Here is a 16,299-nt window from a genome sequence, read left to right as displayed (position 1 = left end):
CCAGGCGACCAGTTCATCGCGCGTCATATGATCGACGATACCCTTCAGGTCTTTGTTGCCGTTCTTGCTCTTGTCGAGCAGCGCCCGGCAAAGCTCGCCCGGCGACAGGCCTTCCCACGCCATGGACACGGGCGCCAAATGCCAATTCGGCGCACCGGGTACGCCGCTCGCCCTGTAATTACTGGTTTGATGACACGCCGAGCACTCCAGTCCGGCGACTCCGTTGTCGTGCTCGCCGCGAGCGACCGGCGGCACATGCACGTGCGCATCGAGGCCCTGCTTCGGCGAATCGCCTTTGGGATGGCAGTTCAGGCAGCGCGGGTGAGTGAGCACGCTGTAGATGTCCGAGAACAGCTTTTCGCTTTCGACTTGTCGATCCTGAGCAGCACCGGCGCCGGAAGCGAACATGCTTGCGAGCAGAAATCCGAAACAGATTCTCGAGGAATTCATAGCGGCCCCTAGATCGATTTGCAAACCAGATGACTTACTGCGGAATTTCCAATACGGATACTCCCCAGCGCCAGCCGTGACTGGAACGTGCTCCGGCGCTTTGGAAATCAAACTTCAGGCGCTATCGCTTGCATGCGCAATAGCGCTGACGGGATAGCAGATGCTGCAAACCTACGTCTATCGAACGTGGCAGCGGCTTTAAGTTCACCAGATTCGGGCATCCACTTACCGCGCATCCGGCGGGTCAGTCTTCTGCGGCGATTTCCTTCCACGGGTATTGCCGCAGTCGATTAACGCTGGTAATCGAAGTCTGGTGCTCGTACGGTTGCGCGCCGGGCCTGAGACTGAATCCGAGCCCATTGCGCCGCTCGTGAAGTGCGACTCTCGCCTTGGCTGCGCTCGCTACGTTTTTCAACAGGCTGTTAGTCTTCGTCTTCCAATCCCAGCCGCTGATGCCATTGCGCAAGCATTTCGTCCGGGTAGTCGTCGTACTTGCGATCCTTGCGTTTGGCCTGCGCCTCGACCCAACTTGCTTTCGAACCCAGCATCATGTGCGTGTGTTCGGGTGGAACCGGCAGATCGGTGTCGATCGCCGATGCATGCGGATGGACGAGATCGGGCCAAGCGGAATCCCATAGCCACAGCGCGCTGCCGCAGCGTTTGCAGAAATTGCGATGGCCCGAACTACGCGCGGTCTTGCCGGTTTTTTCGTCGGGCATTTTGGCGCGGTAGACGCCGATGTCTTTCTTGCCCTTGATTTTCAGCGTGCGATTGTCGGCGCCCAAATTGATCGCGTAACCGCCGGCGCCGGCCGTCTTTCTGCAGATCGAGCAATAGCAGCGCATGAAGGGATAGGGGTGAGCCGATTCGACCCTGAAGCGGACGGCGCCGCAGTGGCATGAACCTTCGAGTTTCACCCCAACCTCCCTGAAATCTATTGGAGCCTCTGAACAAAATATCCGTTCGCCCTTCGATCAAGCTTGCCCTAATCGGAGGGCATCCGAGGGCAGGCTCTGAGCCCTTCGATTTCACTCAGGGCAGCTTTCGAAGAGTTGGACGTGGTTCGATAAGCTCACCACGAATGCACCCAGAAGACACTTTCGCTAGCGGTAGAAATCCGCGACGCCGATGGTCAAACCCGTGAACACGCCAATGTCCGGCGCAGCGCTGCCCGAGCCGGCGCGCAATCCGGCGTCGATGTGCAAACGCGAATTGATCTTGTAAGTCAGCGCGCCGAGCGCGTAGACGCCGCGCGGCTGCGCTTCGTCCACACTTTGCCCATACACTTCGGCGATCAGGCCGAAATTTTTCGGCAATTCCTGAATTACGGTCAGAATGATTTGTGCGCCGTCGGCGCGTTTGTCGCTGTCCTCGCGACCGACATTGAGGTAGGAAGCGTTGATGCGGTAATTGGTTTTGTCGAACGTCCGGTCCAGAATGAAGCGCAGGTTGTGATCGACACGGCCGGCGCCGAGCATTTTGTCTTCGCTCGCCGACGGCAGCTTGATCGAATAGCTGAACGCGGCGGCGAGGCGTTCCCTGGGATCGGAAATGGCAATCAGCTTGAAGCCTACGGTGGTATCGCCGACACCCGGTCATGCGGTCGCCGTCGAGCCCGAATTGCGAAACGACCGCATCGACGTCGAGATGAGGCGAAGCGCTCGTTAGCCGCAAAGCGAAACGCGATCGGCGCACTTTGCTGCGAGCGATAATCGGGCGCGCGGAAATCGGCATTCGATGCCGGTTTCGATCTGCAACACGCCGGCGCGCTGGATCGTCGCCGATTCGGATACGCTGGGGCGTGTAGCGTCGATGAAGTTATCTTCCTGGGCGGTGGCCGCCGCAGCGGGCCATAGCACCAGCAACAGGTGCAGATGACCCGGCTTCTGCAAGCTCATCGGGAGGCTGACAGCGACGCGCGGCGTACGGGCTTGGCGGTGCGGGCAAGTTTTAATATCGCCTCGACGACCGCTTTCGGCTGCTCGCGCTGGATGAAGTGGCCGACACCGCGCAGCACGCGCCGCTGATAGCTGCCGCTGAAATATCGCTCTTTGCCTTCCGATGCCTGCGTCAGCGTCGCGCCGTCTTCGGCGCCGACAATCACCGTCGTGGGCACTTTGATTTTTGGCGCTTTGGCAAGCTGCGCAACCAGTTCTTCATAGCGCGGATCGCCCTCGGCGTTGGCCCAGCGATAGCGATAGGAATGGATGACGACGTCGACGAAATCGGAGTTGTCGAATGACACCGCGGTCTTGTCGAACGCCGCTTTCGAAAACCGCCAGCTCGGCGACCACAGTTTCCACAGCTCGCGGCACAGCGCGCGACGGTCGGAAGCCAGTGCCTCGCGGCCTTTGTCCAGGTTGAAATACCATTGGTACCAATAGGCGCGCGCCTGCGCGAGCGAGACCGGTTGCTTCGCATCGTGACTCGGCGCGCCGGTGCCGTAGCCGGCAGCAAGCGCGACCAGCGCACGCACGCGTTTCGGGTACAGCGCGGCCGCGGGATAAGCGGCGCGCGCACCCCAATCGTGACCGACGAGTATGAACTGATCGATGTCGAGCGCATCGGCGAATTCGATCAGGTCTTGCGTGAGCGCTATGTACTGCCCGCTGCGCTGTGTGTTGCCGTCGAGGAAGCGCGTTGCGCCATAGCCGCGCACGTAAGGCGTAAACGTACGGTAGCCGGCGGCGACCAGCCCGTTCGTGACCTTTTCCCAGGTTTGCGCGTCGTCGGGGAAACCGTGCACCAGGATGACGGGGTCGGCATTGGCGTCGCCGCGTTCTTCGTAGGCGATTTCGAGCAAGGACGTGTTAATTCTCTTCAGCATCTGTTTTCATTTCCCCGGTTGTCCGCGGTAGAACTTTGAAGCGCTATCTTCGAGCCTATCGGGTTACGCAAGCCTGATCCGGCGCGCTCTGTTTCTCAACGCGCGGGCGCCGGCGCGACGCCCGGCGTTGCAGCGGACGCGGCGCTCACGCGCCAGATGACGTTGCCGACATCATCGGCAACGAGCAGTGCGCCTTTCTTGTCGATCGCAACGCCGACCGGCCGCCCCCTTGCCTCGCCGTCTTCGTTGAGGAAACCGGTGAGCACGTCGACCGGCACGCCGCTCGGCTTGCCGCCGTCGAAGGGAACGAAAATCACTTTGTAACCGCTCGGCGGCTTGCGATTCCACGAGCCGTGTTGACCTACGAACATTCCCTGCTTGAACGGCTCGGGCAGGGCCGAGCCCTGCGCTGAGGCCAGGCCCAGCGATGCGGTGTGTGAGCCGAGCGCGTAATCGGGCTTGATCGCCTTGGCGACCAGCTCGGGTTGCGGCGGCTGGACGCGTTCGTCGACGTGCTGGCCGTAATAACTGTACGGCCAGCCGTAGAAGCCGCCTTCGCGCACCGAGGTCATGTAGTCGGGAACGAGGTCGGGGCCGATTTCGTCGCGCTCGTTGACCGAGGTCCATAGCGTGTTGCCCTGCCATGCCATGCCGACCGGGTTGCGCAGCCCGCTGGCGAACACGCGGCCCTCGCCGCTCGCGCGGTCGAATTCCCAGATAGCAGCGCGCCCCTTCTCATGCTCCATGCCGTGCTCGGCGGCGTTGCTGTTGGATCCGACCGAAACGTAGAGCTTGGCGCCGTCGGCGCTCACGATCAGGCCTTTGGTCCAGTGATGGTTGAGTGGCCCGCCTGGAAGCTCGGCGACTTTGGTGGCGGGCCCGCCAATTTTGGTATCGCCGGTCTTGTACGGAAAGCGCACCAGCCCGTCGGTGTTGGCGACGAACAGTTCGTTGCCGACCAGCGCCATGCCGAACGGCGAGTTCAGATTCTCAAGGAAAACCGAACGTACTTCGGCTTTGCCGTCGCCATCGGCGTCGCGCAGCAGCGTGATGCGATCCGCGCTCGGCACCGCTGCGCCGGCGCGCTTCATCACCTTGCCCATGACCCAGCCCTTGACGCCGAGCAGTTCCTTGCGCAGTGGCCGCTCGGGCGCATTGGTCTCGGCGACGAGGACGTCGCCGTTGGGCAGCACATGCAGCCAGCGTGGATGGTCAAGGCCAGTCGCGAAATCGGTCACCGCGAGTCCTTGCGCGACGACCGGTTTGACGCCATCGGGCCACGGCTTGGCCGGTGCGATGTTGACGGCCGGCACCAGCGACTTTTCTGGAGGCGGCAACGTCGGATTCGGGCCGATTCCCGCTGATACAGGCAGCTCGGCGGTGCCGCCACACGCGGTAACCCCGGAGGCGATCGTGGCCGCAACCGCGAGGCATGCGGCCAGATGTTGCATGCGCGACAAATCGGGAAACACTCCCGCGCGGATCGAAGTCTTCATCTTGTCTCCTTACTTGTATGTAATGCTTCTCGGCGCTTTGCGGATCGCCGCGGAGACGTTCGGATGAGCGTTACAGCGCGCCGCTCATCGACTCGCCGTTCGAGGTGGAAGCAGTAGTCAAGCCCCGAACAGTTCCGCGATCTCTCCGTGATCACGAATGGCTGAACTTCAGATACGCATCACTTTGTCAGTTCCAGCCCCGGCCAATGCCCATGAAAGGGATATGGATGCGTGAATTCGAGCTGTAAGCGTACGGCGCCGCAATGGCACGAGCTTTTGAGTTTCACGCTGAGTGACCCGCGCCGATCTGCTTAAGAATGCCGAGCTCGTCGGAGCTGCCCCAGCGCTCGACCATTTTGCCGTTTTCGAAACGAGCGATTTGCATGCCGCGCGCCTTGATGCGTTTGCCGGTCGCCGGGACTTCCATGAAGTCGCCTTTGTGCGTGCCGGTGACGGTGTAGGCGAAAGCGATGTTGTCGTCATCGATGACCTGGTGCTCAACCGCTACCGCAAGGTGGGGAAATGCGCCGCGAAATTTGGTGAAGAACTTGACGAAGCCCCCCGGTCCGGGACCTTGATCGGGCGCCGGATCATGATCGAGGATACTCGGCGCCATCACCTGTTTGAAGACTTCGAAATCGCCTTTGTTGACGGCTTCGCCGAAACGTTTGGTTGCCGCGATATTGTCCTGCTGGCTCATGATGCTTCCTTTTCGTCAGGGATTGGTTAAGGAGCGGGTGATATTCGGCGTGACCACCTTGAAATCACGCAACTACCTTGTCCAGCGTGATCGGCAGATCGCGCACGCGCTTTCCGGTCGCGTGATAAATGGCGTTGGCTATTGCTGGTGCCGTGCCCACGATGCCGATCTCGCCTAGCCCTTTCACCCCGAGCGAATTGATGATTTCGTCGTGTTCTTCGACGAATATCACTTCGATGTCGTGAATGTCGGCGTTGACCGGAACGTGGTATTCGGCGAGGCTGTGATTCATGAAGCGGCCGAACTGGTGATCGAGATGGCTTTCTTCTTCGAGCGCCATGCCGATGCCCCAGACCACACCGCCGATGATCTGGCTGCGTGCGGTTTTCGGATTCAGGACGCGGCCGCCGGCCACCGCGTTGACGACGCGCGTCACGCGCACCGTGCCGAACGCTTCGTCGACTTTGACTTCGGCGAAAACGGCGGAGTGCACGTACATCGAATATCTTTTTTTATCGGTAAGCCCGGGCGACGCCGAAACTTCCTGTTCGATGTTCGCGACCTCTGCGTAGCGCATCGCATCCTTGAGCGCGACGCCTTGCGACGCATCGCTTTTCAGCCGCATCTGGCCATCGACAAATTCGATGTCGTCGAATTTAGCGTTTGCCAGCGGCGAACCCTTGATCTTCCTGGCGTAGCCGAAAAGTTTTTTGCCGACCGCCTGACAGGCCTCCTGCACTGCCGGCCCGACTGTCGCCGCGGTCCACGAACCGCCTTCGACCGGCGCCATCGGCAACGATGAATCGCCGAGCCTGAACGTCACGTCATCCATCGGCAGGCCAAGCGTTTCAGCAGCGATCTGCGTCATGATCGTGTAGGTGCCGGTGCCGATGTCGGCCGTCGCGGAGCTGACTTCGAGCTTGCCGTCGGCCGTCAGAAGCGCTTTGGCGCTGGCTTTCATGCGCTGCGCATCCCACAGCCCGGTCGCCATGCCCCAGCCGATCAACTGATTGCCTTCGCGCTGGCTGCGCGGCTCGGGTTTGCGTTTACTCCAGCCGAATTTTTCCGCGCCCTGCGTGTAACACTTGCGCAGTTCGTTGCTCGAAAACGGCAGATCTTTGTTCTGGTCTTTTTCCGCGAAATTCCTGAGGCGCAGCTCGAGCGGATCGATGCCGACCTTGTAGGCGAGTTCGTCCATCGCGCATTCGAGCGCATACATGCCAGTGGAGCCGCCGGGCGCGCGCATGTCGCACGGCGTGTTGAGATCGAGTTGCGCAAGCTCGTAATCGAATTTGCTGTTGTCGCATTTGTAGAGCGCGCCCGACCAGTTGACGTCGTCTTCCTGGTAATCCTCGAACCGCGAAGTATTGGCCGTCGCGGCGTGCTTGATCGCAGTCAGCGTACCGTCGCGGTTTGCGGCCAATGCTACCGTCAGCAAAGTGCGTGGGCGGTAGCTCAAACTGAACATCTGCTCGCGCGTCAGCGATACCCGCACCGAACGCTTCAACTCGCGCGCGGCGAGCACGGCGAGGAACAACTGATGTTGCGGGCGCAGACCGGAGCCGAATGCGCCGCCGACGTAGGACGAAATCACGCGCACCTCGTCTTTGGAATATCCGAACACCTTGACAACGTACGCCTGGCAGTTCGGTGCGCCCTGAGTCTTCTCATAAATGGTGAGTTTGCCGTCAGGCTCGTAAACCACGGTGCTGCCATACATTTCCATCGGATTGTGATGTTCGTACGGCATCACGTATTCGGCTTCGTGTTTTATCTCGCCACTGGCAAGCGCGGCATCGGCATCGCCGCGCGGCTTGGAGGGCGGCGGGATGCCGTTACGCTTTTTCGGCGGGACGTAGGCTTTTGCGCGTTGTTGCTCGAGATCCGTTGCGAATGCCGCGCGCTCGTATTCAACGCGCACCAGCGTCGCGGCGTAGCGCGCTATGCCGAAATCTTCGGCGACGACGAGCGCTATTGGCTGCATGTTGTACTGGATTTCGTCGTCGTAGAGCGGGCGAAACGGGGAACCGGGCGGCGCGACGTCGTCCTGATAGCTGCGGTCGAACCACGCCAGGTGTTTGGTTTTATCGTGCGTGAAAACTTCGAGCACGCCGGTCACGGCCAGTGCGGCACTCGCGTCTATGCTTTTGATTTTGCCTTTTGCGATCGTGCTCGACACGATATAGCCGTAGGCGAGATTCGGCGCGTTGTATTCGGCCGCGTATTTAGCGGCGCCTGTCACTTTGGCGCGCCCGTCGACGCGGCTTATGGGTTTTCCGATAGCTGCGGTAGTCATGATTCCTTCTCTATCGTTGCGTCAGGAAAATGGTTCCTGCGATTTTCGCGTCGGGTGAAAATCGAGATTGCTTCGCCGCATAACCGCTCCTCGCAAAGATACCTTACCGTCCGCTAATCCGAATGCGCGGAAGGCGCAGAAACAAATCCGCCGTTCTCCACCGCCTGCTGCAACGCGCGTACGATCGCCTGCTTCGCCAGCGGAATCTTGAAATCGTTATGGCCGTAGCCGCGCGCCCCGCGCAGCACTGCCTGCGCGGCTTGCTCGAAATTTTCTGCCGTCGCGGGCTTGCCGCGCAGCATCGCTTCGGCTTCGCTATCGCGCCACGGTTTATGCGCAACGCCGCCGAGCGCCAGGCGCGCGTCCGTGATCTGATCGCCGTCCAGTTCGAGCGCGGCTGCGACCGAGACCAGCGCGAACGCGTATGACGCGCGATCGCGCACTTTCAGATAGCAGTAATGTTCCGCAAAACCTTTGGCCGGCAGGTCGATCGCGGTGATGATCTCGTCGGGTTGTAGATTCGTATCGATTTCCGGCATATCACTGGGTAAGCGATGGAAGTCGGCGAACGCAATTTGGCGATCGCCATTCTTGCCGGTGACGCAAACTACGGCTGCCAGTGCTGCCAGCGCAACGCACATGTCTGACGGATGAGTCGCGATGCACTGCTCGCTGGCGCCGAGGATTGCATGCATGCGATTGAATCCCGGAATCGCCGGGCAGCCGCTGCCGGGTTCTCGCTTGTTGCACGGCGTGCCGACATCGTAAAAGTAATAACAGCGCGTGCGCTGCAACAGATTGCCGCCGTCGGTCGCCATGTTGCGCAGTTGCGGCGAGGCGCCTGCGAGGATCGCTTTCGACAGCAGCGGGTAGCGCTTTTCGACTTCCGGGTGATACGCGGTGTCGGCATTCGTGACGAGCGCGCCGAGACGCAAACCGCCATCCTTCGTCGATTCGATTTTGTTCAGCGGCAGGCGCGTTATGTCGATCAGACGAGAAGGGCGGCTGACATTCTCCTTCATCAAATCGAGCAGATTGGTGCCGCCGGCGATGAATTTCGCGCTGCGATTGCCCGCCGCTTCGCGCGAGGCCGCCGCCACGTCATCGGCTTTCATGTAAGAGAAATTGATCATAATCCCGCACCCCTCTGGTCGCCGGCCGCGTTCGCCATCGCCTGCTCGATGGCGGCGACGATGTTCGGGTAGGCGCCGCAGCGGCAGATGTTGCCGCTCATCAATTCGCGAATGTCATCTTCGGTCTTGATCTTGCCCTCGCGCATTAACCCGACGGCCGAGCAAATCTGTCCCGGCGTGCAGTAGCCGCATTGAAACGCGTCGTGATCGATGAAGGCTTGCTGCAGCGGATGCAGCGCAGCGCCCGCCGCCAGGCCCTCGATGGTGGTGATCTCGGAACCGTCTTTCATGATGGCCAGGGCCAGACACGAATTGATGCGCTTGCCGTCGACCAGCACCGTGCAAGCGCCGCACTGGCCGTGATCGCAGCCTTTTTTGGTTCCGGTCAGATCGAGATGCTCGCGCAAGAGATCGAGCAGCGACGTCCACGGCGCCACTTCCAGGCGCTGCTCGACGCCGTTGATTTCCAGCGTTACCCGCATTTTTTCGGGGAGCGAAGACGAGCCTGCCTCGGTCTTTGGGGTCAAATCGTTCATACAAGCTCCTTGGGTTTCACCGCCGCCGCTGCTTGCTGAGTTGTACGGCCAGCAAACCGGCGGCGACTGCCAGTGTCGTGCCGATGATGGCGTTTCGTACCGGGTCAGCAACAGGCGGCGGCAACGCGACAACGCCGCTTTCATCGGTGCGAGCCGGCTGCTGGACGTAGCGGCCATGCGCCGGCGGCGCGAAAGTTCGCGCGAATCGCTCCAGTTGCGCCACGGCGTCCTCGGTGATCGGCAGGCCGTGGCCGGCCGCGATGACGTTGGGTCGCAAGTCGGCAAGCTTGTCGATCGAGGTGCGCGCGGCGCCCCAGTCGGTCGTGAACGTTGCCGGTGGTTGGCGCAGCTCGCGTTCGAGCGTCATCAGCGTGAACGCCGATTCCTGGTTGACCGTAGCCAGCGCGTCACCCGCGATCAGCACGCGATCGCGTTCACCAAACAGCGAGATGTGTCCGGCCGTGTGCCCGGGCGTGTGCAGACAGCGCCATTGCGCCAGGCCCGGAACGCTGCCATCCGCCGGCAGTTCGCGAACGCGTCCGCTAAAATCGAAACCGCTGTGCGGGAACACGCGCGACATCTGCGCCAGCGCGCCGCCGACAGTCGGGTCCTGCGGCGGATAATCCGATTGCCCGGTCAGGTACGGCATTTCGAGCGGATGTGCGTATATCGGCACATCCCACTCGGCCGCGAGCGCCGACGCATTGCCGGCGTGGTCGAAATGCCCGTGCGTCAGGATGATCGCCGACGGTCGCGCGTGACTGCCGAACAGCGCTTCGGCCGCGGCGCGCACACGCCACGCCTGCATCGGCAAGCCGGTATCGACCAGCAGCCACGAGCCATCCCCGGCTTCGAGGAAATACAGATTGACGAATATCGTCGTCATGAAGCTGACGCCGGGCGCGATCGGCTTCGACGACCGCGGGGACGAACTACTGACCGTGGGGGTTAGGGCTACATTCGAGTTTGGCATGATGGGTCGAGGGCGCCTGATGGCGTTCGTGCTGCTACTGAGGTGCTGCTACTGAGCTATCTCCTCAGCCTCGTCGGTCCCAGGTCGATGCGAAAAACTTTCCCTGACCCGAATCCCGGGAGATCAAGCAAAATCAACTTGCGATTCTTGCTCAAGGCTGGGATCTGATCCTTGGGGCGACCGAATACGTTCCGAATCCCATTCAGCACAAACCGTGCTAAACGCTTTCTACGCGCGGGATCGCAGCGAAACACGTAGGCTCGACTGCAATCCGGTAATGAAGCGTGGTTGCCATGTGTAACGCGCACAAAACATCGTAAGAATTACAACTGCGATGAAACCTTTACTCGATTGGAAAGCGGATTCTTCGCGCACCCAGAATGACGAGGCGATTTGTGAAAGGCCATCCCGGCGGGTCGCGCAGCTTCGCGTTGTCGTCCGGGCGCAGCAAAGAATCCGCTGTAAGTCCGTGCACTCAACGAAATGAACGTCAACGTCGCATTCCCTGCTGACGTTTCACTCCGGCGCAAAGCGCAAAACGATCTGTGTGATGTCGCCCTCGGCCGTTTTCGTCATCGGTAATCCGGAACGTTCGAAGACGCCGAGCATGTTCAGGTTATCGGCCTGCACATACGCCTTGAATATCGTGATGCCGAGGCGCCGCGCCAATTTGACAAGATGCTGCAAGAGCGAGCTAGCAGCGCCCCGGCCCTGATACTCATCGTCGACCACGAACGCGCTTTCGGCTTCGTCTTCTGAAGCTTCGCGCACGAAGCGGCCGACGCCGATCAATCGTTCTTCGTTGTTTTCCACGATCGTCATAATCAGCCCGACATGATTGTCGAAATCGACTTCGGTGAAATTCTTCAGATCGCAATCGCTGAGTTCGCGCTTGAAATGAAAAAAGCGGCTGTGAATCGTTTCCGCCGACTGCCGATCGAAAGCGGTTTCGAACATTGCTTTATCGCCCGGCCGCACCGCGCGCACGCAAACCGGCGTCCCGTCGCGCAGATTTTCATCGACCTGATACGTCGATAAAGAACCCGGCGATGCCGGCGGCGGCGCATCGTTATGCAATTCACCGCCGCGCAATTTATTCGCGCTCTTCGCGTTGCGCTTCATGACCAGAAAACGATGTGGCCGGGATAGCGCGTTTTCATATTTTTTCCTTCTGCGCAATGGCGATTCGGCGGTCGATAAAGGTCGGGCAAACGGGACTGAACAGACTAAACGCCATATGTTTCTTTCGCATGACTTGAATGACCGTCTATCCACCTGACAGAAATTTAGCGCCGAAGTTTGATTGTCCCCCGAAGGAAAGCGGGCATAAAGACTGAGGCCATCTTCTCATCGCGCTTCCGCGATATCTTTAACCGGTTTGCGGGCTCGCCATCGCCGTGGCGCACGGGCGCGAACGAAGCTGTCCGCTTCGCGCACGCTGCGGCTCAAGAGTCAGCCAAGCTGCTTCCGGTGCGTTGACCAGAGTCAGGCCGGGGCGTTCTATGACGAACGACTCGCCGGCCCTGAGTACGATATCGCGGGAATCTCCGGCCTGCGTGATCCAGAGATCGCCGGTTCCCGCCCGGACTTTAAAGCCACGCGCATCGTCGAGTGCTACCAATTGTCCGCGTTGCACGTGGATCGTGGTTGCATCCATGGTCGTCTCCTCGTTCAATTGCGTGCCGGCAATGCGAAACCGCCGCCTGTCGGATGGGGATAGAAGCGGGCCGCGTAGGCGTCCGCCGGGACGGCATTCCGTCCGACGATGACTGCCGGGTGTTCACGCAACCGGGCAGGCGCGATATCGCTCAGCCATAATTGCGCGGGATGGGGAACAATCCTGAGCGTCTGTTCGTAACCGGCGTTCGCCTGGTTGACCACACCTTGTTGGCGCGCCGGATCGGCGTGCGCGAGCGACGATAACGCCAAAGTAGCGGTTGCCGCGATGATGAATTTGTTCATTTGACCCTCCGTTATTGCGTTGGAATCGGTTCGATTCATGTCTAGCAATATAGGAGTTGTGTTGCGCCGCAACAAACGAATTATTATCATGTGATGATCGAATAAAACTTATGCATCCATCGCCATGAGCATCCGTCTGCCGCCGCTGAATTCGCTGCGCGCGTTCGAAGCCGCGGCGCGGCATCTGAGTTTCAAAAAAGCCGCGGAAGAATTGCATGTGACTCCGGCTGCGATCAGCCATCAGGTAAAGGCGCTCGAGGACTACCTCGGCGTGCAACTGTTCCGCCGGCTGACGCGCGCGCTGGAACTGACGCAGGCTGCGCAAAGCCTTCAGCCGAAACTGCGCGCCGGATTCGACAGTCTGGCGGAAGCCGTATCCGACCTGAGCGAGAAAGGCCTCGCCGGGCCATTGACTGTCGGTGTGGCGCCGGCTTTCGCCGTCAAATGGCTGATTCCCAGACTGCCTGGCTTCGCCGCCGCGCATCCGGAAATCGATTTGCGGATTTCGGCGAGCCTTCACCTGATCGACGTGCTGCGCCACGCCGCGGCGGCAGGCAACGAGCCGACACAGGGCGCTGACCTGACGATACGATTCGGCAGTGGCAGATATCCGGGATTTCGCGCCGACAAGCTGTGCTCGACCCTGGTCACGCCGATATACAGCCCGAAGCTGCTGCGCAACGACGAACGCCTGGACCGGCCGCAAGATCTGCGCGGCCATACGCTGCTGCACGACGACACCGTTTACTTCGATGCAGAGCAGCCGGATTGGGCGGTGTGGTTGAAGGAAGCCGGGGTGGCGGGCATCGACACGGCGCGCGGCCCGCATTTCAGCCACTCAGCGCTCGCCATCGAAGCAGCTGCCGATGGGCTTGGGGTCGCGCTGACGCTGCCCAAACTCGCCGCTGCCGAGCTCGGATCGGGGCGGCTCATCGCGCCGTTCAAGCTCAGTCTGCCTTCGAAATTCACCTATTACCTGGTACGCGAAGAGGCTGAGTCGGAGCGGCCGAGGATCGCGGCTTTTTGCGACTGGCTGCTGGAAGAACTGCGCCGCGATTCCTGAGAGCTTGTTCGTGAATAATTCAACCCTAACGGCCTAGGGTATCGAGCAGCGTCACGACGAGTTCCAGCGCGCGCTGAAGGGTCGCGATGGATTCCTTGTCGTCGCGCGCGCCGTAGAAATCCGACATGCCCATGCATCCCAGACCCATTGCCGATACCGTGAGTCCCTGACTGCCCAATTTACGTTGTTGCACGAGTTTTCCTTTGAGTGGTTTTCGAGCCCGGTCGATGCTACACCGCCGCGCTTACTTCGGCATCGGTGGGCGCTTTCCTTTTTTCGGAATGACCCAGAGTGAACGTCGCGGCCGTCCACGTCGAATGTCTTGATCGGCTTCCAGTCGCCCATATTGAAGCTGTGCGAAACAATGCGCGTGCCCGGCTTAAGTTCATCGAACAGTTTCGGCATGAGCTTCAGGTTAATGCTCGGCAGCAGGTACAGCGTGACGACTGTGGCTTTGCTCAGATCCATGTCGAACAGATCGCCTTCGCGGAACGCGACCTTGTCGGTGACGTTGGCGGCTTTGGCGTTGGCGCGGGCTTCGGCGACGCGCTCGGGATCGATATCGATGCCGACGCCGGTCGCGCCATATTTTTTCGCAGCAGTGATGACGATGCGGCCGTCGCCAGAGCCCAGGTCGTAGAGGATGTCCTTGGGACCAACCTTGGCGACATCGAGCATTTTTTCCACGACGGCTTCCGGCGTCGGCACATACGGCACATCGCGCGCGACACCGGAAAAAGGCAAGCCGGCGCCTGCGAGCAGGGTAGTGAAAAGCAAAGCGGTGCGCAGCATTTTGTAACTCCTTGCGGTTGGAATTTGGCGTCGTTGCCCGGGCCGGTTGTTCACGTTGCGTGCGCAGTGTTCGAATACATGAGGCGTCGATGGCCCGGGAACTACCCGTGAGCGCCAGGGCTCCCGGCTGCAAGTCGATCGAAAACCGGCCTGCTTTTCGCACTGCTATCGTTATTTCGGTATTGGCGGACGCTGATTTTTTTCCGGAATCACCCAGTAGTGCACATCGTGGCCGTCTACTTTGAACGTCTTGATCGGTTTCCAGTCGCCCATATCGAAGCTGTGCGAGACGATGCGCGTGCCCGGCTTGAGTTCGTCGAACAGTTTCGGCATCAGCCGCAGATTGATGCGGGGCAGCAGATAGAGTGTCACCACTGTCGCTTTGCTCAAATCCATCTTGAACAGATCGCCTTCCCGAAACGCAACCTTATCGGCGACGCCGGCGGCTATGGCATTGGCATGCGCTTCGGCGACGCGCTCGGGATCGATATCGACGCCGACGCCGGTCGCGCCATATTTTTTCGCGGCAGTGATAACGATGCGGCCGTCGCCCGAGCCCAAATCATAGAGGATATCCCTGGGCCCAACCTTGACGACTTCCAGCATTTTTTCGACGACGGCTTGCGGCGTCTGTACGTACGGCACGTCGCGCGTGATATTGGAAATGGGAAAGCCGTCAGGCAGGAACAGCGTGCTGAGAAGCAGGGCGGCGCAAAACATGTCGAATTCCTTATGGTTGTTAAGTTCAAATAACGTAATGCGGCTGGCCGTAGCGTGCGTTTAGCGTACACGCTGCAAGTAGCTTCAGAGATGAGAAGAGAACTACCGCCGATCGCCGCCGCGGCCACGAGTATCGTCGAAAGATTAGGACTAATGAACGGGAAGAGAAAATTATGAGCAGTATCCATACTCATAGATGAACGTAGCCACGTAGACGTACGCGGATGCCGCGGCCCGCAAGACACCTTCTGACAAGACCGCTGTAGTTGTTGATCTCATCATGATGCGCTGTGTGCCCAACGTGCCGTTAACCCGCGCGCCGCTTGCGGCGCGTCGGTGTTGAACGGAGGGTTGGGCCGCTACAGCGTGAATTGCGACTGATCATTGAACGGGAACTTTGCCTTGACGAATTCAACGATGGCCGCCCCGATATTCTTGCCCAACTGCTTTGTCAAAGACTCAACGGTGATCTCGAATGATTCATCAAGCATGCGCCACTTCTCTTTCCACCGATCAGGAAGGGGTATCCCTGGCGGTTGAACGAGGGGCACGAGTCGGTGTGTCATCCAGCCCACTTCCGAAAATCTATTCATGAAAATTGCGAAAGCTGAATCGGTAAAGTTCGGAAGCACTGGCAATGGCTCGGTGCCCTTCATCCACCCTTGCGCGTGGGTCAAAGATAAGCGTGCTCCGTGGGTTTCATAGTCAAACAGAGCGTCCCATTGGACGAGTTCATCAAGCGTTTGTTTAGTCGACCACTTTGGTCTCCAGTCATTTTTTGGCGTACAGCAAACTCGGTTGCCTTTCGTAGTTTGCGAAACGCGTTTGGATCGAAGGGCTTTGCCGGATGGATGCCCTCGATGCTGTAAAAATCCGTAATCTTTTGAAGCGCAGCCGACGTCAAGACAAGATTGTCGAAGAGATTTCGTAAGAGTGCGTAACCGTGATAGGGATATCCACGTATCGCCACTCGTTCTGCGCCGCATAGGGACTGAAAGCTGTGGGCTAGGCGCGGGACAAAAAGGGGATAGAACTCGGAGAGAGGAGTCTTGACCTTTGGTCGACACTCCGTATTTAGCAACTCGACCGATTCTAGGAAGAAGCACTTGAATGCATCCGAAAGCGCGAGGTAACCCTTGTACTGAAGGATCGCCTGGCCGTACTTCTCCTCTTCGTCGAAGAGCAAATGGACTCGGCCGTACGCGACGCCCTCGTGCTCAGAGATTGAATCAAGGCGCTTGACAAAATCTTCAGGACTTATCGCCATCTCTCATGCGGCCCAACGGGGCGCGAGTTGTTCAGCACCCCTTGACGCGGCAGCGCGGTTGCGCGCGGACAGAGTGAGTCAACG

Annotated in this window: 18 protein-coding genes and 1 pseudogene; 1 reads left to right on the top strand and 18 read right to left on the bottom strand. The window is 59.8% G+C overall.

Going from position 1 to position 16,299, the window contains the following annotated elements; all coding sequences use genetic code 11:
- From H0V78_03830 to H0V78_03765, 14 genes are all read right to left on the bottom strand, one after another.
- On the bottom strand, positions 1–450 hold a 450-nt coding region (locus H0V78_03830; protein ID MBA2350934.1), incomplete at its 3' end, for an Isoquinoline 1-oxidoreductase subunit.
- A 422-nt stretch (positions 451–872) separates the two neighbouring features.
- Positions 873–1,367 (bottom strand): GFA family protein, encoded by a 495-nt coding sequence (locus H0V78_03825; protein ID MBA2350933.1) that lies wholly within the window; start codon positions 1,365–1,367, stop codon positions 873–875.
- A gap of 186 nt (positions 1,368–1,553) precedes the next feature.
- Complete coding sequence (locus H0V78_03820) at positions 1,554–2,012, bottom strand: transporter (protein MBA2350932.1); 459 nt, start codon at positions 2,010–2,012, stop codon at positions 1,554–1,556.
- Between the two features lie 102 nt (positions 2,013–2,114).
- Entirely contained in the window at positions 2,115–2,348 is a 234-nt protein-coding gene (locus tag H0V78_03815) for a hypothetical protein (GenBank protein ID MBA2350931.1), read from the bottom strand.
- Positions 2,345–3,277 (bottom strand): alpha/beta hydrolase, encoded by a 933-nt coding sequence (locus H0V78_03810; GenBank protein MBA2350930.1) that lies wholly within the window; start codon positions 3,275–3,277, stop codon positions 2,345–2,347. Before H0V78_03810 ends, H0V78_03815 begins: the two co-directional genes overlap by 4 nt.
- Positions 3,278–3,372: 95 nt before the next feature.
- Positions 3,373–4,728 carry a sorbosone dehydrogenase family protein gene (locus H0V78_03805; GenBank protein ID MBA2350929.1) on the bottom strand — a complete coding sequence of 452 codons (1,356 nt, stop codon included), beginning with the start codon at positions 4,726–4,728 and terminating at the stop codon, positions 3,373–3,375.
- Between the two features lie 328 nt (positions 4,729–5,056).
- Positions 5,057–5,473 carry an ester cyclase gene (locus tag H0V78_03800; protein ID MBA2350928.1) on the bottom strand — a complete coding sequence of 139 codons (417 nt, stop codon included), beginning with the start codon at positions 5,471–5,473 and terminating at the stop codon, positions 5,057–5,059.
- A gap of 64 nt (positions 5,474–5,537) precedes the next feature.
- Entirely contained in the window at positions 5,538–7,769 is a 2,232-nt protein-coding gene (locus H0V78_03795; GenBank protein MBA2350927.1) for a xanthine dehydrogenase family protein molybdopterin-binding subunit, read from the bottom strand.
- A gap of 113 nt (positions 7,770–7,882) precedes the next feature.
- A complete protein-coding gene (locus H0V78_03790) occupies positions 7,883–8,902 on the bottom strand; it encodes a xanthine dehydrogenase family protein subunit M (GenBank protein MBA2350926.1) in 1,020 nt (339 codons plus the stop codon).
- On the bottom strand, positions 8,899–9,438 hold the full coding sequence (locus tag H0V78_03785; GenBank protein ID MBA2350925.1) for a (2Fe-2S)-binding protein: 540 nt from the start codon (positions 9,436–9,438) through the stop codon (positions 8,899–8,901). The genes H0V78_03790 and H0V78_03785 overlap by 4 nt, the downstream gene beginning before the upstream one ends.
- A 16-nt stretch (positions 9,439–9,454) precedes the next feature.
- Complete coding sequence (locus H0V78_03780; protein ID MBA2350924.1) at positions 9,455–10,324, bottom strand: MBL fold metallo-hydrolase; 870 nt, start codon at positions 10,322–10,324, stop codon at positions 9,455–9,457.
- 603 nt (positions 10,325–10,927) lie between these two features.
- On the bottom strand, positions 10,928–11,533 hold the full coding sequence (locus H0V78_03775) for a GNAT family N-acetyltransferase (protein MBA2350923.1): 606 nt from the start codon (positions 11,531–11,533) through the stop codon (positions 10,928–10,930).
- A 247-nt stretch (positions 11,534–11,780) separates the two neighbouring features.
- The gene (locus H0V78_03770) at positions 11,781–12,068 is read right to left on the bottom strand and encodes a DUF2917 domain-containing protein (GenBank protein ID MBA2350922.1); all 288 of its coding nucleotides are present in this window, start codon (positions 12,066–12,068) and stop codon (positions 11,781–11,783) included.
- A gap of 14 nt (positions 12,069–12,082) precedes the next feature.
- Positions 12,083–12,373 carry a hypothetical protein gene (locus tag H0V78_03765; protein MBA2350921.1) on the bottom strand — a complete coding sequence of 97 codons (291 nt, stop codon included), beginning with the start codon at positions 12,371–12,373 and terminating at the stop codon, positions 12,083–12,085.
- Positions 12,374–12,497: 124 nt separating this feature from the next.
- Between H0V78_03765 and gcvA the strand changes: the two genes are divergently transcribed.
- Positions 12,498–13,436, top strand: coding sequence for a transcriptional regulator GcvA (gene gcvA, locus H0V78_03760; protein ID MBA2350920.1), 939 nt, complete (start codon positions 12,498–12,500; stop codon positions 13,434–13,436).
- A gap of 291 nt (positions 13,437–13,727) precedes the next feature.
- On the opposite strand, the pseudogene H0V78_03755 reads toward gcvA, so the two are convergent.
- The 4 genes and pseudogenes from H0V78_03755 to H0V78_03740 form a co-directional block, all read right to left on the bottom strand.
- Positions 13,728–14,228: pseudogene (locus H0V78_03755) on the bottom strand (methyltransferase domain-containing protein).
- Positions 14,229–14,399: 171 nt separating this feature from the next.
- Positions 14,400–14,948 (bottom strand): class I SAM-dependent methyltransferase, encoded by a 549-nt coding sequence (locus H0V78_03750; protein ID MBA2350919.1) that lies wholly within the window; start codon positions 14,946–14,948, stop codon positions 14,400–14,402.
- Between the two features lie 359 nt (positions 14,949–15,307).
- Positions 15,308–15,604 carry a hypothetical protein gene (locus tag H0V78_03745; protein MBA2350918.1) on the bottom strand — a complete coding sequence of 99 codons (297 nt, stop codon included), beginning with the start codon at positions 15,602–15,604 and terminating at the stop codon, positions 15,308–15,310.
- 17 nt (positions 15,605–15,621) lie between these two features.
- On the bottom strand, positions 15,622–16,134 hold the full coding sequence (locus H0V78_03740) for a hypothetical protein (GenBank protein MBA2350917.1): 513 nt from the start codon (positions 16,132–16,134) through the stop codon (positions 15,622–15,624).
- Positions 16,135–16,299 lie beyond the last annotated feature (165 nt).

Source organism: Burkholderiales bacterium (assembly GCA_013695435.1).
Taxonomy (GTDB): Bacteria; Pseudomonadota; Gammaproteobacteria; order Burkholderiales; family JACMKV01; genus JACMKV01.
The sequence above is the reverse complement of the archived record's forward strand: the minus strand, read 5'-3'. Positions and strand labels throughout refer to the sequence as shown.